The 21,888-nt window shown below is 43.5% G+C and carries 17 protein-coding genes and 1 CRISPR repeat array (1 of these 18 running past the window's edge); of the genes, 3 read left to right on the top strand and 14 right to left on the bottom strand.

The features are described from left to right. Position 1: 1 nt before the first annotated feature. The 14 genes from EIH25_RS01335 to rimO all read right to left on the bottom strand — a co-directional run bounded on the left by EIH25_RS01335 (position 2) and on the right by rimO (position 13,697). The gene (locus tag EIH25_RS01335; RefSeq protein WP_124098130.1) at positions 2 to 265 is read right to left on the bottom strand and encodes a DUF4321 domain-containing protein; all 264 of its coding nucleotides are present in this window, start codon (positions 263 to 265) and stop codon (positions 2 to 4) included. A 102-nt stretch (positions 266 to 367) separates the two neighbouring features. Further along, positions 368 to 898, bottom strand: coding sequence for a S1 RNA-binding domain-containing protein (locus EIH25_RS01330; protein ID WP_124098129.1), 531 nt, complete (start codon positions 896 to 898; stop codon positions 368 to 370). Positions 899 to 1,050: 152 nt separating this feature from the next. Beyond that, complete coding sequence (locus tag EIH25_RS01325) at positions 1,051 to 1,377, bottom strand: septum formation initiator family protein (RefSeq protein ID WP_124098128.1); 327 nt, start codon at positions 1,375 to 1,377, stop codon at positions 1,051 to 1,053. A 75-nt stretch (positions 1,378 to 1,452) separates the two neighbouring features. Next, complete coding sequence (gene yabQ / locus EIH25_RS01320; protein WP_124098127.1) at positions 1,453 to 1,902, bottom strand: spore cortex biosynthesis protein YabQ; 450 nt, start codon at positions 1,900 to 1,902, stop codon at positions 1,453 to 1,455. A gap of 10 nt (positions 1,903 to 1,912) precedes the next feature. Continuing rightward, complete coding sequence (gene yabP, locus EIH25_RS01315; protein ID WP_124098126.1) at positions 1,913 to 2,185, bottom strand: sporulation protein YabP; 273 nt, start codon at positions 2,183 to 2,185, stop codon at positions 1,913 to 1,915. Positions 2,186 to 2,415: 230 nt separating this feature from the next. Next, entirely contained in the window at positions 2,416 to 5,010 is a 2,595-nt protein-coding gene (gene clpB, locus EIH25_RS01310; protein ID WP_124098125.1) for an ATP-dependent chaperone ClpB, read from the bottom strand. 122 nt (positions 5,011 to 5,132) lie between these two features. After that, on the bottom strand, positions 5,133 to 5,789 hold the full coding sequence (locus tag EIH25_RS01305; RefSeq protein WP_124098124.1) for a CopG family transcriptional regulator: 657 nt from the start codon (positions 5,787 to 5,789) through the stop codon (positions 5,133 to 5,135). 218 nt (positions 5,790 to 6,007) lie between these two features. Beyond that, positions 6,008 to 6,427: a hypothetical protein gene (locus tag EIH25_RS01300; RefSeq protein WP_124098123.1), complete on the bottom strand. Its 420-nt coding sequence runs from the start codon at positions 6,425 to 6,427 to the stop codon at positions 6,008 to 6,010. Positions 6,428 to 6,557: 130 nt separating this feature from the next. Continuing rightward, entirely contained in the window at positions 6,558 to 7,871 is a 1,314-nt protein-coding gene (locus EIH25_RS01295) for a hypothetical protein (RefSeq protein ID WP_124098122.1), read from the bottom strand. Positions 7,872 to 8,130: 259 nt separating this feature from the next. Then, the gene (locus EIH25_RS01290; RefSeq protein WP_124098121.1) at positions 8,131 to 9,066 is read right to left on the bottom strand and encodes a peptidylprolyl isomerase; all 936 of its coding nucleotides are present in this window, start codon (positions 9,064 to 9,066) and stop codon (positions 8,131 to 8,133) included. Between the two features lie 43 nt (positions 9,067 to 9,109). After that, a complete protein-coding gene (gene cysS / locus EIH25_RS01285; RefSeq protein WP_124098120.1) occupies positions 9,110 to 10,519 on the bottom strand; it encodes a cysteine--tRNA ligase in 1,410 nt (469 codons plus the stop codon). Positions 10,520 to 10,618: 99 nt separating this feature from the next. Further along, positions 10,619 to 11,296 (bottom strand): serine O-acetyltransferase EpsC, encoded by a 678-nt coding sequence (gene epsC, locus EIH25_RS01280; protein WP_243113060.1) that lies wholly within the window; start codon positions 11,294 to 11,296, stop codon positions 10,619 to 10,621. Positions 11,297 to 11,648: 352 nt separating this feature from the next. Beyond that, entirely contained in the window at positions 11,649 to 12,200 is a 552-nt protein-coding gene (gene pgsA, locus EIH25_RS01275; protein ID WP_124098119.1) for a CDP-diacylglycerol--glycerol-3-phosphate 3-phosphatidyltransferase, read from the bottom strand. Between the two features lie 168 nt (positions 12,201 to 12,368). Further along, the gene (rimO, locus tag EIH25_RS01270) at positions 12,369 to 13,697 is read right to left on the bottom strand and encodes a 30S ribosomal protein S12 methylthiotransferase RimO (protein ID WP_124098118.1); all 1,329 of its coding nucleotides are present in this window, start codon (positions 13,695 to 13,697) and stop codon (positions 12,369 to 12,371) included. Positions 13,698 to 14,516: 819 nt separating this feature from the next. On the opposite strand from rimO, the gene EIH25_RS01265 reads away from it, so the two are divergent. From EIH25_RS01265 to EIH25_RS01255, 3 genes are read left to right on the top strand one after another with little or no spacing between them, the layout of a single operon-like run. Then, complete coding sequence (locus EIH25_RS01265; RefSeq protein ID WP_164489119.1) at positions 14,517 to 16,451, top strand: CotH kinase family protein; 1,935 nt, start codon at positions 14,517 to 14,519, stop codon at positions 16,449 to 16,451. 27 nt (positions 16,452 to 16,478) lie between these two features. After that, positions 16,479 to 17,195, top strand: coding sequence for a polyphosphate polymerase domain-containing protein (locus EIH25_RS01260; protein WP_124098116.1), 717 nt, complete (start codon positions 16,479 to 16,481; stop codon positions 17,193 to 17,195). Further along, positions 17,188 to 17,862, top strand: a complete 675-nt coding sequence (locus EIH25_RS01255) for a DUF4956 domain-containing protein (RefSeq protein WP_124098115.1) — start codon at positions 17,188 to 17,190, stop codon at positions 17,860 to 17,862. The genes EIH25_RS01260 and EIH25_RS01255 overlap by 8 nt, the downstream gene beginning before the upstream one ends. A 214-nt stretch (positions 17,863 to 18,076) precedes the next feature. Then, positions 18,077 to 21,888: direct repeats of the CRISPR family, unit length 30 nt; unit sequence GTTTTAATCTTTGCATAGTGGAATGTAAAT; it runs 161 nt beyond the window's last position.

Genomic DNA, 21,888 nt, shown 5'->3' with positions numbered 1-21,888 from the left:
ATTACAGTCCCTTGCAGGTCTTGGCGTAAACTATCAAAGCGATTGGAATCGTAAATATCTGAGATATCGTAGCGTGAACCATTAAGCCGATATTGAACTTTATTACATAGAGATCGACGGCAAAGCTTTCAAGCCCTACTCTTTTTCCCCACGCAAGCCAGCCCACATAAGACTTTCCCTCGCATACATAAGCGATGAACGCTCCCAGAATGATTCCGGCAAGCATAAAAAATATAAAGGCAAAGGTTTTTTTGAAATTCTTCATATTAACATTCTCCGAAAGCGGCTCTCAGAGCCTTAAATTAAAACTGAAAACAGGCGAACCAGGTCCGCCTGAAATCTTCTGATTCAAACGCTCCGGGCAAGCTTACCTTCTCCTAGACGCGCTTCTTCTCTTATTATCCATAACGTGCTTCAGATCGGAAAAACGCTCCTCGCTGGCGCTCTTGAACCTGCTGAGCATATCCTCAAAATCAGCGTTTCCCGAAGCTGCCTTGGGGTCATAAACCGGAGGCGGATTTTTGGAAAAATCCTGCGGCTCCCTGTCGAAGTCCTTATTTCTTGGCGTACCATGCTTCTGAAACGCGCCGCTTCGGCCCTGATTATTCTGCCTGCTCTGTCCGCCGCGCTGACTGCCGTTATCCTTCTGTTTTCTGGGAGGAGCGGGCAAAGCCCTTTTTATCGAAAGACTAATTTTATTATCCTCCCCAAGAGAGAGAACCTTGACCTTTACGGTCTGACCCTCCTGAATATGATCCTTGATCTCATTTACAAAAGTATTTGCCACCTCTGAAATATGTACCATTCCCGTCGTATCCTTATCAAGCTCGACAAAAGCTCCGAACTTTGTGATACCGGTTACCTTACCCTCGTAGATCTTTCCAACCTCAAGCTGCATTTGATTTTATAATCCTCTCTTAATTTAATATTTTTTATGCCTCGCACGGCTTTTGAACAATAAATCCTGCTCCCCCGAATAATACAGCAAGAAGCCTTGGTACAAATTGCGGATAAAGCGTCTTTTGAAGATCCGTTTATATGCCGCCGGACCTATTTCCCTTCAACCACATAAAATCTTCTCTCGTTAGGGTAAGCGTACCCCAGCCTTTCGATAGCGATACGCTCCATATATTCCGACTCGTCGTCCGCACTGAGAAGCCTTACATATTCGTCATTCTGCTGCTCGGCCTCGGTTATTTTAGCCGAAAGCTCCTCACTTTGCTTTTTCAGCTGAGCGATCTGCGCCTGCTGAGAAATAATATTGAATACCGAATAGATAATCAGACAAAAAACTGCTGCAGTCGTAATGATCTTGACGATTCCTGTCTTTCTGTCCCCGCTACCGGTCGTTTCAGCGCTGTTCCTTTTTCCGACCATTTAACCGCACTTCCTTTCCGATAACTATCCTTGTTTGCTTTCATTTCAGTTAATATTATTATACACTATTAAAATCTATACTTTCAAGACTTTTTCTCCGATTTTTTTACTTTTATGAAATTTTGGGTACTTTTTCACAAAAGCCGACTTAATAAATAGTGCAATTTTAGCTATAAATCCTGCCGCCGGAGAAACGATCATACGCCATATAAAGCCCGTCACAGCCTTTACCATAGCTACCACGGTATTTCCCAGCACGATGCGTTCAAGCAGCGCTCCTATTACCATACCCACAAAGGTAAAAAACCTGAGCTGACCTGTCTGCGCCGCGCCGAAAATAAAATAAACAAAACCGAAAAAAACAGAATAAGCAAAATCCTCGATAAAAAGCATTATCTTGTTGTGTCTTACCGCCGTTCTGAAAACCCTTAAGCAGTCGTACAGCGCGCCCAGTCCCGCTCCGGCAAGACAGGACAGTAAAAACACCTGAGTTTCCGCCGCAACTCCAAGCTGCATAGGAGTCATATGCTCCACCTCACTTAAAAATCTTACCGAAAGCCGTCAGCTTTTTCTTTCTGTCCTTATCCCCGTAGATCAGAGCGCATATATCGCCCTCCACCGACAGATCTCCGCTTTCGACGCTCATCTCATTGATATGAAGATTATTCCCCTTAACCGTAAGCTCTCCCAGCTGAGTAAAAAGCGCTATTTCGGTTTCATTGAAGCTGTCCACATCGGTTACGCCCGACAGCACAAGATGCGAACGGTTTTCCAATATAACGTTATGTCTGCCCTGAATTTCCGACATATAAAATACCTCCTGTTAATTATAACCGCAATACCGTGTAATACTGCCGAACGGACGCGAGACGATATTGCTTTGATAATAATTTATATGCCGGCTTCAGACAGAAAATTCAGACAAAAAAACAAATCCGCCCGCCGAATAATACGGCAGACGGATTTTACATTATTCAGAACCGGCCTACAGATCAAACGTCGGTCATCAGCGTCCCCGGTTCATACACGTCAGTATTTTCAGCACACAAACTCTCCGTTTCTGTAATCGACTGTTATAACCGACTCCGGCTCTACCTCGCCGGCAATTATCTTTTTCGCAATAAGCGTTTCAATTTTTCTCTGTATAAATCTTTTAAGAGGTCTTGCTCCGTAATTAGGGTCAAAGCCCTGCTCCGCGACAGCGTTTTTCGCCGCGTCGGTGATCTCTATTCCTACCTGCTTTTCGGCAAGACGCTTTCTGAGCTCGTTTATCATAAGGTCCGCGATCCTGAGGATCTCAGTCTTCTGCAGCGGCTTGTAGTAAATTATCTCGTCCAGACGGTTCAGAAATTCAGGTCTGAACTGGCTTTTCAGCAGCTTATCCACCTGCCCGCGCGCCTCGTCGGAAATTTCTCCGTTTTCTGTAATTCCATCGAGAATATAGGGAGAACCGAGATTGGAGGTAAGAATTATTATAGTATTCTTGAAATCAACCGTCCTTCCCTGAGAATCTGTGATCCTTCCGTCGTCAAGCGCCTGAAGCAGAATATTGAACACGTCAGGATGAGCCTTTTCTATCTCGTCAAGCAGAACTACGGAATAAGGCTTTCTCCTTACAGCCTCGGTAAGCTGTCCACCCTCCTCGTAGCCTACATATCCCGGAGGCGCTCCGATAAGACGGCTTACGCTGAATTTCTCCATATATTCCGACATATCGATCCGTATAATATTTTTCTCATCATCAAACAGCGACTCCGCCAGCGCCTTTGCAAGCTCCGTCTTTCCCACTCCGGTAGGGCCGAGGAACAGGAATGAACCGATAGGCTGGCTGGGATTTGCTATTCCCGCTCTTGAACGCATAATGGCTTCCGTTACCTTTTCAACCGCCTCGTCCTGTCCTATTACACGCCTATGCAGAATATCCTCCAGACCCAGCAGCTTTTCACGTTCGCCCTCCATAAGCTTTGAAACGGGGATCCCCGTCCAGCGGCAGATGATTTTAGCTATCTCCTCCTCAGTTACTTTATCTCTCAGCAGCGTGTTCGAGGTATAGCTTTTTTCAGCATTGCGCTCCTCTTCCTCCAGCTGCTTCTGCAAGGCGGGCAGCCTGCCGTATTTAAGCTCCGCAAGCTTGTTAAGATCATAGCTTCGTTCCGCCTTTTCTATTTCCGCATTGCAGGCTTCGATTTCCTCTCTCAGCTTCTGAACCTTGGAAATCGCGTTCTTTTCATTCTCCCACTTGGCTTTCATCTCATTGAACCGCTCGCGCATTTCCGAAAGCTCCTTCTGAACGTCCTTCAAATGCTCCAGCGCAAGCTTGTCGGTTTCCTTTTTAAGCGCCGCCTCTTCTATTTCATGCTGCATTATCTTACGCTGTATCTCATCAAGCTCCGTCGGCATAGAATCCATCTCGGTGCGAATAAGCGCGCACGCCTCGTCAACAAGGTCTATAGCCTTATCCGGCAGGAACCTGTCGGAAATATATCTGTTTGACAAAGTGGCGGCGGCAATAAGCGCCTGATCCTGAATCTTTACGCCGTGATAAACCTCGTAGCGCTCCTTAAGACCTCTGAGAATAGCTATAGTATCCTCAACGGTAGGCTCGTCTACAAGCACCGTCTGGAAACGCCTTTCAAGCGCGGCGTCCTTTTCAATATACTGACGGTATTCGTTAAGAGTCGTAGCGCCTATACAGTGCAGCTCCCCCCTTGCAAGCATAGGCTTGAGCAGATTTCCGGCGTCCATTGCTCCGTCGGTCTTTCCCGCTCCGACGATAGTATGCAGCTCGTCTATGAACAGAATTATCTGACCCTCGCTCTTTTTTATCTCCTGCAGAACGGCTTTAAGACGCTCCTCAAACTCCCCCCTGTATTTTGCGCCCGCGACGAGCGCGCCCATATCAAGTGAGAAAACCTTTCTGTCCTTAAGATTATCCGGAACATCACCCCTTACTATACGCTGGGCAAGCCCCTCGGCAATCGCGGTCTTACCTACTCCCGGCTCGCCGATAAGCACCGGATTGTTCTTGGTTTTCCTCGAAAGTATCCTGATAACGTTTCTTATCTCGTTATCCCTGCCGATAACCGGATCAAGCCTGCCGTCCCTTGCCAGCTCCACAAGCTCCTGCCCGTACTTTTTGAGCACATCATAGGTTTCCTCAGGGTTCTGGCTGGTAACCTGAGTATTTCCTCTTACCGACTGGAGCGCCTGAAGGAACTTGCTCCTGGTGATATTGAAGGACTTAAACAGCTCCTTAACCGCTTTGTTGGGCGATTCCATAACGCCAAGCACAATGTGCTCCACCGAAACATATTCGTCCTTCATTCTCGACGCCTGAGCCTCCGCCTCGGAAAGCGCTCGGTCAAGCTCCGAGGAAATATATACGGAGCCCTGCTCCCGTCCTCCTACCTGCACCTTAGGAACAGATCCGACCGCCTTCTCAGCAGCGTCCGCAAGGTTCTGAGGATCAATGTCCATTTTCAGAAACAGCTGCGGAATAAGTCCGTTTTCCTGTTTAAGCAGCGCCAGCAGCAAATGCTCCTGATCTACCGCCTGATTGGAATTCCTCGAAGCTATCGACTGAGCCTCCTGCAGCGCTTCCAATGACTTCTGTGTAAATTTCTGAATGTTCATAATATAACCCCCTTATTTCACGGTTCGGTTAAAGCCTGACGAACGGCGCAGACGATCGTTGCCCGAAACCGCCCGAGCATTCGCTCAACTCAGTTACCGCCTGCATTAATGCCGGCAGGCGTTTAAATCACAGCTACTCCTTTATTCAGATAGCCGGCGTAAAGCTCGCTTATCTTTTGCCTTGCAGACTGCGGAGAATCGCAATGCTCAAAATATATTTTTATCGCCGCGTCGATCATATTTATATACCCTCCGATAGAATCTGCGATCTGCAGGTCGGAAAGCCCGCTGCCGGACGGAGCGTAAAACTCTCTGGAAAACGACAGTCCGGAAGCTTCCCAAGGAACTCCGCCGCGGAATATCTGAGAAAGGTAATTATCCTCAACCGACTTCCATAATTTAAAGAACTCATTCATAGTCTGAATAAGGCGGCTGCTCTGAGTACGCAGGGAAATTTTCAGCTTTCCTACAGCGCCCTCAAAAGACCTGTACAGCTCTATACTGTACTTCACGGTAGGCTTGTATTTATATTTAAGCGGACTTTTTATCGAAATCATAGTATCTGAGGACTGGTCAAGCAGCTGGAATCTTCCGTCCATAAGCTGCTCTATGCGTGAAAAAATGTCCCTCATTCTCATTTCAGGAGTCATAAGAGAAACCTTTTCGGCAAGTATCTGATTGATAAGATTCGACCTGCTGGTATTCATTGAATAAGCAAGCTCGTCTATCGCTTCAACAACATCGTCCGCCAGTACAAGACTATATACGCTTTTCTTCATTTCAAATCAGCTCTTTTCCCTTTTACGGCATTATTTTTTACACTGCGTTGCTTTTTATACAGCTGCCCTCTGTTTATTTATCTGTTATTCTATATATTATTATATCACAATTATATAACTTGTCAATACTATTATATAAATTAATAATCAAATTATATAACCGCATAAAAAAGCCGCCCATTAAACGACGGCATATGTGCAACCTGCACTAAAATCTTTTATTTTTTCCTATCAAACCAAACTCTTACGTTGAAATCAGCAGAACAGGCAGGACAGCGCGTAGAGTGTTTTCCTTTCACTCTCGGCAGTCTGAGTACCTTTCCGCAGTTAGGACAGCGCTTGAAGCAATAGCTTTTGTTCTGCTTTATTCTTGACTTCCTGTTTAAAAACCAGTCTTTTATGCCGCCGAACAGCCTGTTGAATTTTACGTTCTCATTCATTCTTTTGACCGTATTTCTCGACAGCACACGGTAAAAGGTGATTACAAACACCGCTATGCCCAGCACATAAAGCGTCCAGGAATGTGCAAACACATTCACCAGCATAAGCGTTATATACACAACCGACAAAAAGTAAAACAAATTATCGGTTCCGTATCTTCCGTACATAAATCTTGCTATTCTGTCTCTGAATTTCATAGCTACCTCCGAGCTTCCGCACAGGAAGCATTTTTTATTCACCCGTTTTTCCTACACCAAGTTTAAATCTGTATTATTTTGCGCTGAAACAGAACGGAGGCAGCCCTCAATTGACTACCCCCGTATAATTTTAACCGTTTAATTCTTCATAATACTCGTTCTGCTTATCGTAAACAGCTTCCGGAGTATAACGCCTGAGCGCTTTTTCATTTTCGGTAAAGCTTATCGCCTCCACCCAAGCGTCGACCTTGGTCTGGAAATCCTCGCTCTTCATTTCCTGAAGAATAGAATCCCTGTTATCCTCAGCGTAATCAGTTCTCTCTGAAACGTCGCCCCTGATGATAATGTAATAAGCGCTGTCGTTTTCATAGGCTGCCGCTTTTCCTATTTCAAGGCTGTCGATCTCGCTCAGCAGCTTGCCGTAATCGCTCTCCAGATCTTCCTCCTCATAGGCGCCGAAGTTCACCATTGTTTCGTTTGGATACGGATCCTCTTCTTCCTCCGACGAACTGTCCGTATCAGAATCCGATTCGCTGCTTTCCCCGCTATCCGAAGCCGGATCAGACGATTCGGTCAGCGAGCTGTCCGTTTCCTCCTCGGACGACGCATCAACAACGGACGACGTATCGTCAGAGCTTTCTTCGCTGTCCGCATCCGCGCCGCTTTCAGAGCTTTCATCACTCTCAGCGCTGTCGGAGGACTCTCCGCTGCTGTCGCCGCTTTCGGAAGCGGACTGCTCCTCCTGATATTCCTGATATGCGTCAATCACCTGATCAAACTCGTCAAAGGACAGACCCTGCGCCATTTCAAGGTATTCATCTCTCAGCGCCTCGTTTTCCTCATTTTCAGCTTTCGCCGTTTCCTCGTCCTCAGAAGAGGATTTGCTTATGGATATCGTTTTATAACGAAGATAATTATCGTTTATATATGTCTGCATTTCATCGGCGGACACTTCCTCCGCTCCGCCCTCTCCGTAGAAATAATTGAACAGCTTTTCGCGCTTCAGGGTACAAAGATATACCTCTTTAAGCGACTCCTTGCTTATTCCTTCCTTCTCATAAAGCTCGCTCTGATTATCCCAGGCGTCGTTTACGGTGGAATTAATGTCCTTCATTTCATCCGAGGTAAGCTCAAGCTCCAGCTGTTCAAACTGCTTTGTTATCGCAGCGTATTCCTTGGTATTTTTCAAAGCCTGCTCTGAAACGTACTCTGAAAAAGACTTGCCTTCAATTTCCTGGCTGAAATAATCCTCGGTGATACCCTCGTTATAATAAAGCATAGAAATCTGATAAGACATCTCGTTGAGCATATAGTCAATGTAGATCCCCGCACGGATCTCCTCATTGTCAGCCTTGAGAGTATAGCTTGTATCCGAACAGCCGGCGGCAGTACAAGCGATCATAGCTGCAGTCAGCAAAGCGGCAGTTTTTTTCAGTCTTGCCATATCTATAAACATTCCTTTCGCGAATATTCTCAGTCAAAGCGTAAAATTCCGCTTGTAAATACACTTCAATTCATACATTATACTACGTTATTTCAAATAAGTCAAGTATTTCTACACAAATATACTTGCCGACTGCTGCAAATTGTACGATATTATTTTAAGCTTTGTCAGTGACAGCCAAGTGATATTCCTAAAACAGTTTGATGAAAATCAAACGTTCTGCAAAAAAGCTCCCGTATCCGAAAATACGGGAGCTTTTTTATGAATCGGAACCGCTGCTTCCGGAGTCTGCCGCCTCGGAGCCGTCGTCCTGATCCGGCTGACCTTCGCTGCTGTTAGCGGAAGCTCCCGCTTTCACAGGAATACTGTAGCCGTTGGAATTCTGTTCACCATAGGTTGACATATACACTCTGGTAAATTTGATTTCCGAAGCGGGCTGATAATTCTTGTCGCTTTCATCGTCCGGAACGTCTTCGTCCACGATCTGAGCCGAATTGATTTTTTCAAGCACATCCCAGCCGTCGTATACCTGCCCGAAAAACGTATACATCTGAATATAGTTAGGGACTCCGCCGTATTCTTCAAATATTCCGCTTACGCGCTTAAAACCGTTTACGTCCTCGGAATCCGTGTTTTCCTTAAGCTCCTCAATATCCACGGCGTCGCCCAGAACGGTGAAAACGCTTCCCGCCTTGCTCTTGCTGAACGTTCCGCCCTGCTTTACCAATGAGCCTAACGTTCCGTTCAACGGAAGAATATTCGGCGAAACCTCCAGATCGATCATCGTAACGTCGGTGCTGTCGTCCGCCATTCCGTCCTTTGTTTTGCTTCCCCCGATAAAGCCGCCTGTAATATCTCCGCTTCGCAGCAGGGTGCAGACATAGGTTCCGTCGAAATAGCCGTCATTTACAAGTCCCTCGAAAAATTTGCAATACTCGGGAGCCTCGTTTTCAAACAGCACCGCCCTGAAGGTTCCCTCCGTTGTTTCAAAAACAACCACAGGCGCGTCATCCGCAGGCTCCTCAAGCTGTATGAAATCAGATTCGGAATAATCCACCGGATCTTCCTTGCCTCCGGCAAAAAACATGATTACGGCAAATACGATAACGAAAATCACCGCAATAAGCGAAAGCTGAAAATAGGTTCTTGTTTTTCTTCTTCTGAATGGGTCGTTGATTTGATTGTTTCCGTTCATTTTAAGTCCTTTCAGTTCTGCGCCTGACCGCCGGAGCGGTCCGCTACTTCTTAGAAATCTTCGTTCCCTGTCTTGTTTCTTCAATCACATATCCCAGCTGTGAGATCCTGTCCCTCAAAGAATCCGCAAGGGCGAAATCCTTTGCCTTTCTTGCACGGCTTCTCTCCTCAGCCAGCTGAAGTATCTCATCGGGAATATCCTCTGCCTTGGAAGCTGAAAGCTTCTTAGCCGCTTCGATCAATCCAAGCGACAGAACCTTATCAAAATCCTCAATAAGAGCAAGCTTAGTAGCGGCGGTCACGTCAGCCTTTAAAACATTATACAGGGCGGTAATGGCATTCGAGGTATTCAGGTCGTCGTCCATTGCCGCCTTAAAGCTGCGTTTAAGCCTGTCAAATTCAGCGCTGTCAACAGCTCCGGCGCTTGTGTTCATAAGCGCGGCTATTCTGGAAACGAGCTTACCATACGCCGTTTTGGCGTTGTCGAGATTTTCATACGAAAATACCAGCGACTTTCTGTAATGCGACAGCAGACAGAAAAATCTGTATACCATAGGATCGTAATTCTTGCTCTCCAGAAGAGAAACCGTCAGAAACTCGCCTTTGGATTTGGACATCTTTCCGCAGTTTGTATTAAGATGATGCACATGAAACCAGTAATTGCACCACTTATGGCCGGTATAGGCCTCAGACTGAGCGATCTCGTTTGTGTGGTGAGGAAAAATATTGTCCACTCCCCCGCAGTGAATGTCAAGATATTCGCCGAGATTTTTCATTGAAATACAGGAGCACTCGATATGCCAGCCGGGATAACCTACTCCCCAGGGCGAATCCCATTTAAGCTCCTGAGAATCAAACTTCGACTTGGTAAACCAAAGCACGAAATCCGCCTTGTTTTTCTTGTTTTTATCCTCCTCGACGCCTTCTCTTACGCCGACCTCCAGATCCTCCTCGCTGAAATTATGAAAAACATAGTATTCCTTAAGCTTAGAGGTATCGAAATAAATATTTCCGCCTGCCTCGTAGGCATATCCCTTTTCAAGCAGCGAAGAAATCACTCTGATAAAGTCATCAATACATTCGGTCGCCGGTACTACAACGTCAGGAGTTTTTATATTCAGCTTTTTGCAGTCGTCAAAAAAAGCCTCGGTATAAAACCTTGCGATCTCCATCACCGTTTTATGCTCGCGCTTCGCGCCTTTGAGCATTTTATCGTCTCCTGTATCGCCGTCGGAGGTAAGATGTCCCACGTCGGTAATATTCATAACTCTTTTTACGTCATATCCGTCATAACGAAGATACTTCTCAAGCACGTCCTCCATTATATAGCTTCTCAGATTGCCTATATGGGCGTAATGATATACCGTCGGGCCGCAGGTATACATTGACACCTTTCCCGCGACGTTCGGCACAAATTCCTCTGTTCTGTGCGTCAGGGTATTGTAGATGTTCATATTTTAACCTCTTTTCAAATTATTTTGCCGCTTAAATATATTGTTTCCTGTATCTGAATATTTCTTCCCTTGTCTTTGCAGGCTGCCGTATCGCAAGGCTTACCTCTTTTCAAGATCAGAAATCCTCTGCTCCAGTCTTGCCAGCTGACGCTTGGTCTGACACAGCTCCTGAGCCACAGGATCGGGAATGTGTATCTGGTCAAGATCATCGCAGCCGCTTTTCATTTTCTTTCCGTTGCGCCTTACTATTCTGGCAGGAACGCCTACCGCCGTACAGTTGGGAGGAACCTCCTCAAGCACCACCGCGTTGGCGGCTATTTTCGCGCCGTCTCCTACCTTGAACGGTCCCAGTATCTTGGCGCCGGAGCCTACCATTACGTTGTTTCCCAGTGTAGGATGCCTTTTCCCGTGATCCTTTCCGGTACCGCCCAGAGTCACCCCCTGATAAAGCAGGCAGTTATCTCCTATCTCGGCCGTTTCGCCTATCACCACTCCGCTTCCGTGATCGATAAGCAGACCTTTTCCTATCCTTGCTCCCGGGTGAATCTCGATTCCGGTCAAAAATCTGGCAAACTGAGATACCACCCTTGCAAGGGTCCCGTGATTTTTTACATACAGCCAGTGAGCCGCTCTGTACATCAGGACCGCGTGAAGTCCCGAATATGTCAGAATTATCTCCAGCGAACTGTGAGCCGCCGGATCCCGGTCCTTTACCGACTGAATATCCGACCGTATATTATCAATAAACGACATTTCCGCCTCTCCTTTCTTCATCATAATCTTATTTCCGTTCATAGTTATATATCAGAAAAGGCTGCCTCCGACCATGCTTTGTGCACAGTTTAAAGAGGCAGCCCTTAAGCTACGGTTCCACTCTGATTTTTTCCGAACGTCAAAAGCATTCGGACTTGAAATCCTTAACGCAGAATCTACGGGGCGCGATACTTGGACTTTTGTCCGTTCCCGAATACGCCCTGCTGGCAGCCGCACTTCGCAAGGCGTGCCATAAAGCCTTTCACCCACCGGCTTTTCTCTGCAATGACGACCGCAATGCTACTCTTGCTGTTACGCATTTGATACTCTTCTATTGTATGAAGCGGCTTTGCCTGACGTTACAGCGGCAAAGCCGTTATTTGCTGGAGTCGATGTAAGACCAATAGCCTTTGAGATATATTCCGCCGGAGATGATCGTCAGAACTGCCGATATCCAGATAAGAATCTCGTTGACGATAAAAATATTTCTGTCAAATCCGAAATATCCTACCAAAAACATTATTGCAATCAGCGCGAACATCGTGAAGGCTGTTTTAAGCTTTCCCCATATTCCCGCCGCGACGACAACTCCTTCGTTTGCAACCACAAGCCGCAGTCCGGAAACCATAAATTCCCTTGCGAGAATAATAACGACTGCCGCCGGATCTATCCAGTCAAGATATGTAAAACAGCAAAGCGCCGACATCACAAGCATTTTATCCGCCAGGGGATCGAGAAATTTTCCGAACGTGGTCACAAGATTATGCTTTCTCGCCAGTTTGCCGTCAAACCAGTCGGTTATTGAAGCCAGCGCAAAAATAACCAGCGCGGCATATATATTGCAGGGAATCGAGTCTATCAGCAACGCCGCCACAAACAGCGGAATAAGACATACTCTAAGCACGGTAAGCTTATTTGGTAAATTCATCTGTGTATTCTTTCCTTTCTGCCTGCTTCCTGTCGGATACAGATAATAACGGACATCGGCTCAAACGACAGTATAATAATATGCGTTTCCTTTACTGATATACCTTTCCTGAAATCAGCGCTCATTCAGCCGACATACTGAATTATAATCCGCAAATATTAACCTAGTTTAAACTCTGGTGCCTATAAGATCGTAATCCAGAGTATCGTCAATATGCACCTTTACATATTCCCCCGCGTTCAGCCCGGTATCGCTGATAAAGAAAATCTTTCCGTCAATTTCAGGAGCGTCGGCGGCGCTTCTTCCGTACCAGCATTCGGCGTAACGATCGTATCCCTCGGTAACTACCTCGACCGTTCTGCCCAGCATCTGCTCGTTAAGGGAATCGGATATGAACATCTGCTGCTCCATAATGATCTCCGCGCGTCTTTCACGTATTTTAAGAGGTATCTGACCGTCCATTGAAGCGGCTGGCGTCCCTTCCTCGGCTGAATATGCAAAGCAGCCCAGACGGTCAAAGCGCGTTTCGTTTACAAATTCGCAAAGCTCTTCAAACTGCTCTTCGGTTTCTCCCGGGAAGCCGGTAATAAGAGTAGTTCTCAGCGTTACTCCCGGTATTTTTTCGCGGATTCGGTTTATCAGCGCTTTAAGCGACTCACCGTCGCCGTGACGGTTCATTCTCCTGAGTATCTCCTTATTGCAATGCTGAAGCGGAATATCAAGATATTTTACCAGCTTTTCCTCTTTTGCGATTACGTCTATCAGCTCCGGCGTGATCCTCTCGGGATAAGCATACAGCGTTCTTATCCACTTTAGCCCGTCTATCCTGCAAAGCTCGCTCAAAAGCTCTGCCAGCGAAGGCTTGCCGTATATATCCTCTCCATACCGTGTGGTATCCTGAGCCACCACCACAAGCTCCGTAACTCCGTTATCGGCAAGCCACCTTGCTTCGGCGGTTATATCCTCGATCTTCCTGCTTCTGAAACGTCCCCTTATAGAAGGAATAGCGCAGTAGGTACAGCAATTATCGCAGCCCTCGGCAATTTTCAGATAAGCGTAAAACGGCTGAGTAGAGATAATTCTTCCGCCCTCAAGGCACAGCCCGCTTTTTTCGCCAAACGACGTTAAACTTTCATCGCTTTCAAGCGCCTGGCGTATTATTTCGCAAAGCTTTCCGTTAGAGCCGATACCAATAACAGCGTCAAGCTCGGGTATCTCCTTCAGCACCTCTTCCCTGTACCTTTCGGCAAGACAGCCGGTGCAGATAACCGCCTTTATCCTGCCCTCCTGCTTAAGCGTACAGAATTCAAGAATAGTGTCGATAGCCTCCTGCTTTGCAGATTCGATAAATCCGCAGGTATTGATAACTACAGCGTCGGCAAGCGCGGCGTCCTGCACTATTTCAAAACCCTCTCTGCGGAGATCGTAAAGCATATGCTCAGCGTCCACCTGATTTTTCGGACAGCCGAGAGATACCATTCCAACTCGTACAGCCATTAGACCATTCTCCAATCCATTTGTTCGCCGATCCGCAGCATAAATAAGGCTGCGTTTTAAAATCTATTATATTATCGCACTTTTGATAACAAATGTCAAGTGTTTTTGGCATATGGAAGAAATTCAAATTGTACCGCAAAGCAGAAAGGGTATCTTTTGTTCCCTGCAGGCAGACAGAAGATACCCTAAACCGTCAATATTACAGCAAAATACCATTCAGCATAATACTCAGAAATCATATAAGAGAATTTGAGCAGCAGCGCCGCTTCCGACTGCGCGTCACTGTATCAGCCACTGCTCGTCAAGCCAATCTATACGCGACAATATCCAGTCTATAAGCTGACGGGAGCAGCCTGTCAGAATAACAGCCGCGGCACAAAAACGCCTGCCGCCGCATTAATAAATTGTTTCATTAAAGCGCCCCCGAAATTCCTCAAGCGGTACAGCGACCGCCCTGAATAGCTACTGATATTATACCTCCTTACTTCTGATATGTCAATTGAATAAACATATTATATAATAAAATTATCCTATAGTAACATTTTTTCTTTGTCTTATTTGCATAAAACGCTTAAACGCCATAAAAAGGCATTATTGTGTACAAAAATAAAATTTTTATCTGTCCGCTCCAATATTGTACGATCAGGACTCTAAAATCGTATAAATATATTCAGAATGATACTATATGTTAAACAAACAGTATTATATGTTATTTATTTTTGCTTGGCAATAAGCTATAATTATTTATCATAAATACACTATTGATTTATTCATCATGCATAAATTGCAGCTTTGTACATTACGGAGGGGATGTATAATATGAAATTCAAGAAAACAATGTATCTGCTGACTGCGGCGGTATTGCTGACAGGCTGCGGCAACGCCGGCAAAGGCGCGTCAAATTCCGATGCGAACGGTTCCGGTAACGTTATCATTTCTGAAGACGGAACCGAAATCAAGCTGAACGACAGCGAAGTTTCCTTTTCCTCAGAAAGCGGATTGTACAGCGAGGCCTTTAAGCTTGAGCTTGACTGCGGCGGCGCCGAAAACATTTATTACACCACAGACGGAAGCGACCCCAGAACCAGCGATACACGACTTCTGTATGAAGCTCCCATTGATATAACCGACAGGGAAAACGATGAAAATATTGTTTCCGCCGTAGATCCGGCGCTGTTTTCAGGAAACTACTCAAAATACGATTACAGCAGCAAGAGCTTTGAAGCTACAGTTAAGGCTCCAGATATATCGGCTGTGGACAAATGCACCGTTATCAAGGCCGCCGCGGAAGCTGACGACGGTTCATATTCCCAGTCCTTTACCCAAACTTTTTATATAGGAACGCCGGAGGAGCATATCCAGGGTCTCAGGGAAAGCTGTGAAGCCATGGGCACAACGCTTGCCGTAGTAAGCATAAGCATGGAATACGACGACCTGTTTGACAGTGAAAAAGGTATTTATGTAAAAGGGGATATTTTTGACGCCGCCTTCGAGGAATATCTTGAAAGCGGAGAAAAAATAGACGGCGAAACCGCCAGGCAGCTCGACGCCAATTACAAGCAGAAGGGCAGAGAGTGGGAACGGGAATGTCATATTGACTTTTTTGAGTTTTCAGCCGACGGCGCCGAGCTTGCTCTTTCACAGGACTGCGGAATCAGGATTCAGGGAAATTATTCACGTTCCGACCTGCAAAAGGGGCTCAGGCTTTTTGCACGCAGGGATTACGGCGATAATAAGTTCAGATACCCCATTTTCGGCGAAGGGCTGAAAGACACATCAGGAAAAACTATTGACAATTTTAAAACTCTGGTTCTGCGCGCCGGCGGAAACTGTGCCTTTACCTCAAAATTCAACGATACCTACTGGCAGGACCTGGTCAGCGATCTTGACTGCACGACTAAGGCCTCCCGTCCTTGCGTTGTTTATCTGAACGGAGAATACTGGGGAGTTTATGTCCTCGAAGAGGATTATTCGGATAACTATTTTGAGGATCACTTCGGAGTAGTAAAGGAAAACGTAGCCGTATACAAGGGCGACGCCGAAAGTCTGGAGCTCGGATACGCTCTTGACGAAGGAACGCTTCCCGAGGGAGAAACAGACGAGAGCTATTACTTTAATGAACTCAATGAATTTTTCAGCGCTCACTCTGATCTTACCGATCCGAACGATTACGAGGAATTTTCAAAGCTGGTGGATATTGAAAGCGTGAGAGATTATTTTCTGGCGGAAATCTGGATAAACAACAAATGGGACTGGCCGGGCAAGAACTGGTCTATGTGGAAAACGACAGAAACTGATCCCTCCAACGAATATGCCGACGGCAGATGGCGTTTTATGTTCTATGATATGGAATTCGGAGGAGTAAGCGGCGGCGGGGACGCCTATGCAAACACTATAAAAGATGATAACTACAAGCCTTTGGGGCTTCTTGACAGAAATACCGATAATCCGGCGGTGCTCTGCTACGCGTACCTTATGACTAACGAGGATTTCCGCAGCGATTTTAATTCCAGGCTGCTTGAAATGTCCGAGGGCGTATTTGAAAAGGAAAACGCCATTAAAGTCCTTGATGAATATACCGCCGCTTACGAGCCGCTTTTCGATCAGTTTTTTGAAAGATACCCCGGCTCCGGCAGTACGGACAATGCAATCAACGGAGGATACGCTTCCGTATCCTGCATAAAGGATTTCCTCAGCAAGCGCGGCGCAAACATACAGCCGATGGTGGATTGGGTAAACGAGCAGTATTCATAAATCATCTGAAAGGAGAACCGCTGACTGATGGCGCAATATCAAAGCGTGTTCAAGCGCTATGAGCTTAAATACAGGCTGTACGGCGACAGGTATTCGGAATTTACAGAATGTATACTTCCGTATATGTCGCCCGACCGATACGGAAACACTACAATATGCAATATTTATTTTGACACTCCCGACTTCAGGCTGATAAGAAGCTCGCTGGAAAAACCGATATATAAGGAAAAGCTTAGGCTTCGCACCTATGGGGTACCGAGCGCAGATTCTCCCGCTTTTGCCGAACTGAAAAAGAAATACAAGGGAATAGTATACAAGCGCCGAATATGCCTGCCCTACTCCGAAGCTTACGACTGGCTTGTAAACGGCGGACCTCATCCGGACGGTCAGGTCGCAGACGAAATAGAACGCTTTATCGCCTTTTACGGCAGCCTTTTACCGTCAGGAGCGCTTTTCTACGACCGTATTTCGTATATAGGAAAAACAGATCCCGGTCTGCGGCTTACTATTGATAAAAACGTGAGATGGCGCAAAGAAAATCCCAGTCTTACTAAGGGAGGATACGGCGACGAACTTTTCGGTCGTGACGAATACATAATGGAAATCAAAATCTCTGCTTCAATGCCGCTGTGGCTTTCGCATATCCTGGATAAGCTGAAGCTTTATCCGGTATCGTGCTCAAAATACGGAACGGCATATATGTCAACTATCCAAAACAGCAAAGGAGTAAATATAAATGTCTGACTTATTTTCCAGCATAACATACAACGGAGTGACCGTTCAGAATTTTCTGATATGCACCGCTTTTTCACTTGTTATAGGACTTGCAATGGCGTTCGCGTATTCAAGAAGGACCCGATATACGCAAAGCTTTTTGCTTACCATGGTCGTAATGCCTTCTGTTGTGCAAATGATAATAATGCTTGTAAACGGCAATCTTGGCACAGGAATAGCCGTCGCCGGAGCATTTACACTGGTGAGGTTCCGCTCTGTTCCGGGAAACGCCAAAGAAATCTCAGCTATATTTATGGCTATGGCAGCGGGTTTTGCCTGCGGCACAGGCTATGTCGGAATCGCCTCGCTGTTTGCTTTAATCATGTGCGCGGTCATGCTTTTAGCGGCATACACAAAGCTGGGAGCGCCCAGACTGGAAGAAAAGAACCTGAAGATCACTATTCCGGAAAGCCTGGACTACAGCGGAATCTTTGAAGAAATCCTCAGAAAATATACGCGCTCATACGAGCTTGTCAATATTAAAACCACCAATCTCGGCAGTCTTTACAAGCTGGATTATTTAATTGTAATGAAAGAAAAAGGCAAGGAAAAGGAAATGATCGACGCGCTCAGATGTCTTAACGGAAATCTTGAGATCAGCTGCGGCAGGCCGGTAAGCAATGAAATGACTTTGTAATATTCAAAAGGACCCGTCGTTAAAAACTATACGGCGGATTTTTTATTCTGTCGACCCCTTATAACGCAAAATATCCGTATGACCGACAATCCCGAAAATACGCGGATAACGACCATTTTTACCATATAATTCACCGTAATCAGGCCAATTTTCTGATACATTGACAATTTTGACCGTATCTGCTATAATATTTTCAGGCTACATTGGCGTACGCGTTTTAATCTTTGCATAGTGGAATGTAAATTACGTTTCAATAGCAGTGGAATAACCGTAACGCCACGTTTTAATCTTTGCATAGTGGAATGTAAATTTTTGAACCACAGGTACAATGGATTCGTCAATTTGAGGTTTTAATCTTTGCATAGTGGAATGTAAATACTCCTTGCGATACTGTGTTCCAAAATAGAATGATAGTTTTAATCTTTGCATAGTGGAATGTAAATGCATAAAATATATCATAATTAGTAAATGGATTATGTTTTAATCTTTGCATAGTGGAATGTAAATCGCTTCTTTAGAAGATAGTGAAATCATTGACAAGTAGTTTTAATCTTTGCATAGTGGAATGTAAATTTTGAAGCAGTTTTTACATTTATTGCGCTGACCTCAGTTTTAATCTTTGCATAGTGGAATGTAAATACGAGAATATAAAAGACCTTTAAGAACATAACCCGTTTTAATCTTTGCATAGTGGAATGTAAATACAGAACTATAAAATTGATTACCAATAAACTCTTTAGGTTTTAATCTTTGCATAGTGGAATGTAAATACATTGCCTAGAATTGTATGAGAACGGGTATCACAAGTTTTAATCTTTGCATAGTGGAATGTAAATTATTCTTACATGTGTGAATTTAAAGAGGCATCCAGGTTTTAATCTTTGCATAGTGGAATGTAAATCTATTATGCACAGATTTAGAAAAGTAACGAATAAAGTTTTAATCTTTGCATAGTGGAATGTAAATATCAATGTATCGGTAGACGGCGGCATTGCATTTACGTTTTAATCTTTGCATAGTGGAATGTAAATTATGTTGAAATATACATATTACTAATTGCCATTTTAGTTTTAATCTTTGCATAGTGGAATGTAAATCATTTTACGTTGATTCTGGGCCATCAGGCTCGGGGTTTTAATCTTTGCATAGTGGAATGTAAATTACTTCTGTTGACAAATAAATCAATATGTGATATAGTTTTAATCTTTGCATAGTGGAATGTAAATGATATTATGCTTGATAAAATATTTGATGAGTATGAAAGTTTTAATCTTTGCATAGTGGAATGTAAATACCCTGAAAAACTGCTTTTATATCAGGGTCGTTAAAGTTTTAATCTTTGCATAGTGGAATGTAAATACAAATGCGCCCCTCATTAATTAATATAGAATTTAAAGTTTTAATCTTTGCATAGTGGAATGTAAATTTTAAAAAGATAGCGTAAAAGAGAGCGTACATATAGGTTTTAATCTTTGCATAGTGGAATGTAAATCTGTATTGCTTTGCGGCTAAGAAAGACATAGCGTATCGTTTTAATCTTTGCATAGTGGAATGTAAATTTTTAAAAAAGATAGCGTAAAAGAGAGCGTACATAGTTTTAATCTTTGCATAGTGGAATGTAAATCAATTTTTCCTAAACCCATCTCACTAAAATAAGGGGTTTTAATCTTTGCATAGTGGAATGTAAATTAAGTGCAAGCCCATTTATTATATTTTGGAAAATTGAGTTTTAATCTTTGCATAGTGGAATGTAAATTATATCAGTCATTATACCACCTCTTTTCTGTTGCGCGTTTTAATCTTTGCATAGTGGAATGTAAATTTTTTTTGTATGGAGCATATGGATATTTTGAAGCTGAGTTTTAATCTTTGCATAGTGGAATGTAAATATTGTTTCCTGTGCAATTTCATTAACCAATTCAGCGTTTTAATCTTTGCATAGTGGAATGTAAATATTTTTTTGTATGGAGCATATGGATATTTTGAAGCGTTTTAATCTTTGCATAGTGGAATGTAAATACTGTACACATAACTCTTGTTACTCCTCTCCATTTAGTTTTAATCTTTGCATAGTGGAATGTAAATTTTTTTATGTTTTTCATAATTTAAAAATTTATTTCCGGTTTTAATCTTTGCATAGTGGAATGTAAATACTTTTGACAGAAAGTCTAAAATTTTAGCTGTACAGGTTTTAATCTTTGCATAGTGGAATGTAAATTTACCCTGCCAATTTGCTCTAAAGACTTATAAGTGTTTTAATCTTTGCATAGTGGAATGTAAATAACTGCAACAAGTCGAGAAATCATAAGATCGATAAAAGTTTTAATCTTTGCATAGTGGAATGTAAATACGGATTTTTCAGTCGCCCAGCTTCAAACCAATCTTGTTTTAATCTTTGCATAGTGGAATGTAAATTGTTGAAGCTGTCAAAAAGCCATGTCAGAATCGTTCCGTTTTAATCTTTGCATAGTGGAATGTAAATTACAATTATCTGTAGCTGATACTGCATACCGTCGCTGTTTTAATCTTTGCATAGTGGAATGTAAATTATGCTGTGACTAAATTTCTTTCAATGACTTCCTGTGTTTTAATCTTTGCATAGTGGAATGTAAATATTAAAAATATACGCACAAATAATACATAATTAAATGGTTTTAATCTTTGCATAGTGGAATGTAAATAAGTCAATAATGGCATTAACATCATTCAGTAATTGTTTTAATCTTTGCATAGTGGAATGTAAATAAAGCACCACCGCCAATTTTATTATAGATTCTATAAGTTTTAATCTTTGCATAGTGGAATGTAAATCAGAGCGGTTCATGCAGGATAATAATCTCAATCTTAGTTTTAATCTTTGCATAGTGGAATGTAAATTGAGTTTCCGCACGGATTCTATCGTGGAGGCACTCAGTTTTAATCTTTGCATAGTGGAATGTAAATAAACTTTTAAGTCGGTCAATTCGCAAATTCGCTTCTGTTTTAATCTTTGCATAGTGGAATGTAAATCGCCGTTGATGTTGCAGTATATACTGCCATGACTCGTTTTAATCTTTGCATAGTGGAATGTAAATTTTATTTAAAGGCTTCATAACAGCAGATACATCAAGTTTTAATCTTTGCATAGTGGAATGTAAATAAAACAAACCAACCGACAACAGCGACAACTAAAACAGTTTTAATCTTTGCATAGTGGAATGTAAATAAAAATATTTCATGCTTTGCAGGAAGAACCGCATTAGGTTTTAATCTTTGCATAGTGGAATGTAAATAGTTATTAAAATTATAATTTTTACACCATATCATTTGTTTTAATCTTTGCATAGTGGAATGTAAATTCAGAAAGAAAGTCGAGCAGGTATATCGCTACGTGTTTTAATCTTTGCATAGTGGAATGTAAATAGAGTCGACGTAAAATGAGGGAGTTTATCTCCCTCTGTTTTAATCTTTGCATAGTGGAATGTAAATTTCAAAAGCTTCAAAATCTATGTTAGTCATATATGTGTTTTAATCTTTGCATAGTGGAATGTAAATCACTTATAAGTCGGTAGGGCAAATTGGAAGGATAAGTTTTAATCTTTGCATAGTGGAATGTAAATGCCCCTGCCGCTTTTTATAAAGCGTGACCTTTTCGTTTTAATCTTTGCATAGTGGAATGTAAATTATGGTGTCCTTTACTTTCTGCTGGCGGTCAAATGCGTTTTAATCTTTGCATAGTGGAATGTAAATCAGAACAGCTCGTTGACGTTCGGAGATAAATTTGAAAGTTTTAATCTTTGCATAGTGGAATGTAAATCTTGGGGCAAAGGAGAGCGACAGCGAAAGGCGGCTGGTTTTAATCTTTGCATAGTGGAATGTAAATGTCGATGAATTTATCTGCTCGGAATGCGGATTCGGTTTTAATCTTTGCATAGTGGAATGTAAATTACAAGCCGGAACAAAAGCCTTTACGGCGTATGGCAGTTTTAATCTTTGCATAGTGGAATGTAAATTGCCGCCTCCTGCTCTGCTGCGTCTTTCGTCGCT

The sequence above is a fragment of the Ruminococcus sp. Marseille-P6503 genome, assembly GCF_900604945.1.
Classification (GTDB): Bacteria; Bacillota; Clostridia; order Oscillospirales; family Ruminococcaceae; genus FB2012.
This window is presented reverse-complemented; position numbering and strand designations above follow the sequence as displayed.

Excerpts from the sequence above, each read along its gene's own strand:
- EIH25_RS01335 (WP_124098130.1), bottom strand. The coding sequence starts at position 265 with ATGAAGAATTTCAAAAAAACCTTTGCCTTTATATTTTTTATGCTTGCC.
- EIH25_RS01300 (WP_124098123.1), bottom strand. The coding sequence starts at position 6,427 with ATGAAATTCAGAGACAGAATAGCAAGATTTATGTACGGAAGATACGGA.
- clpB (WP_124098125.1), bottom strand. The coding sequence starts at position 5,010 with ATGAACATTCAGAAATTTACACAGAAGTCATTGGAAGCGCTGCAGGAG.
- EIH25_RS01295 (WP_124098122.1), bottom strand. The coding sequence starts at position 7,871 with ATGGCAAGACTGAAAAAAACTGCCGCTTTGCTGACTGCAGCTATGATC.
- EIH25_RS01330 (WP_124098129.1), bottom strand. The coding sequence starts at position 898 with ATGCAGCTTGAGGTTGGAAAGATCTACGAGGGTAAGGTAACCGGTATC.
- EIH25_RS01290 (WP_124098121.1), bottom strand. The coding sequence starts at position 9,066 with ATGAACGGAAACAATCAAATCAACGACCCATTCAGAAGAAGAAAAACA.
- yabQ (WP_124098127.1), bottom strand. The coding sequence starts at position 1,902 with ATGACTCCTATGCAGCTTGGAGTTGCGGCGGAAACTCAGGTGTTTTTA.
- EIH25_RS01265 (WP_164489119.1), top strand. The coding sequence starts at position 14,517 with ATGAAATTCAAGAAAACAATGTATCTGCTGACTGCGGCGGTATTGCTG.
- cysS (WP_124098120.1), bottom strand. The coding sequence starts at position 10,519 with ATGAACATCTACAATACCCTGACGCACAGAACAGAGGAATTTGTGCCG.
- pgsA (WP_124098119.1), bottom strand. The coding sequence starts at position 12,200 with ATGAATTTACCAAATAAGCTTACCGTGCTTAGAGTATGTCTTATTCCG.
- yabP (WP_124098126.1), bottom strand. The coding sequence starts at position 2,185 with ATGTCGGAAATTCAGGGCAGACATAACGTTATATTGGAAAACCGTTCG.
- EIH25_RS01260 (WP_124098116.1), top strand. The coding sequence starts at position 16,479 with ATGGCGCAATATCAAAGCGTGTTCAAGCGCTATGAGCTTAAATACAGG.
- rimO (WP_124098118.1), bottom strand. The coding sequence starts at position 13,697 with ATGGCTGTACGAGTTGGAATGGTATCTCTCGGCTGTCCGAAAAATCAG.
- epsC (WP_243113060.1), bottom strand. The coding sequence starts at position 11,296 with ATGATGAAGAAAGGAGAGGCGGAAATGTCGTTTATTGATAATATACGG.
- EIH25_RS01325 (WP_124098128.1), bottom strand. The coding sequence starts at position 1,377 with ATGGTCGGAAAAAGGAACAGCGCTGAAACGACCGGTAGCGGGGACAGA.
- EIH25_RS01305 (WP_124098124.1), bottom strand. The coding sequence starts at position 5,789 with ATGAAGAAAAGCGTATATAGTCTTGTACTGGCGGACGATGTTGTTGAA.
- EIH25_RS01255 (WP_124098115.1), top strand. The coding sequence starts at position 17,188 with ATGTCTGACTTATTTTCCAGCATAACATACAACGGAGTGACCGTTCAG.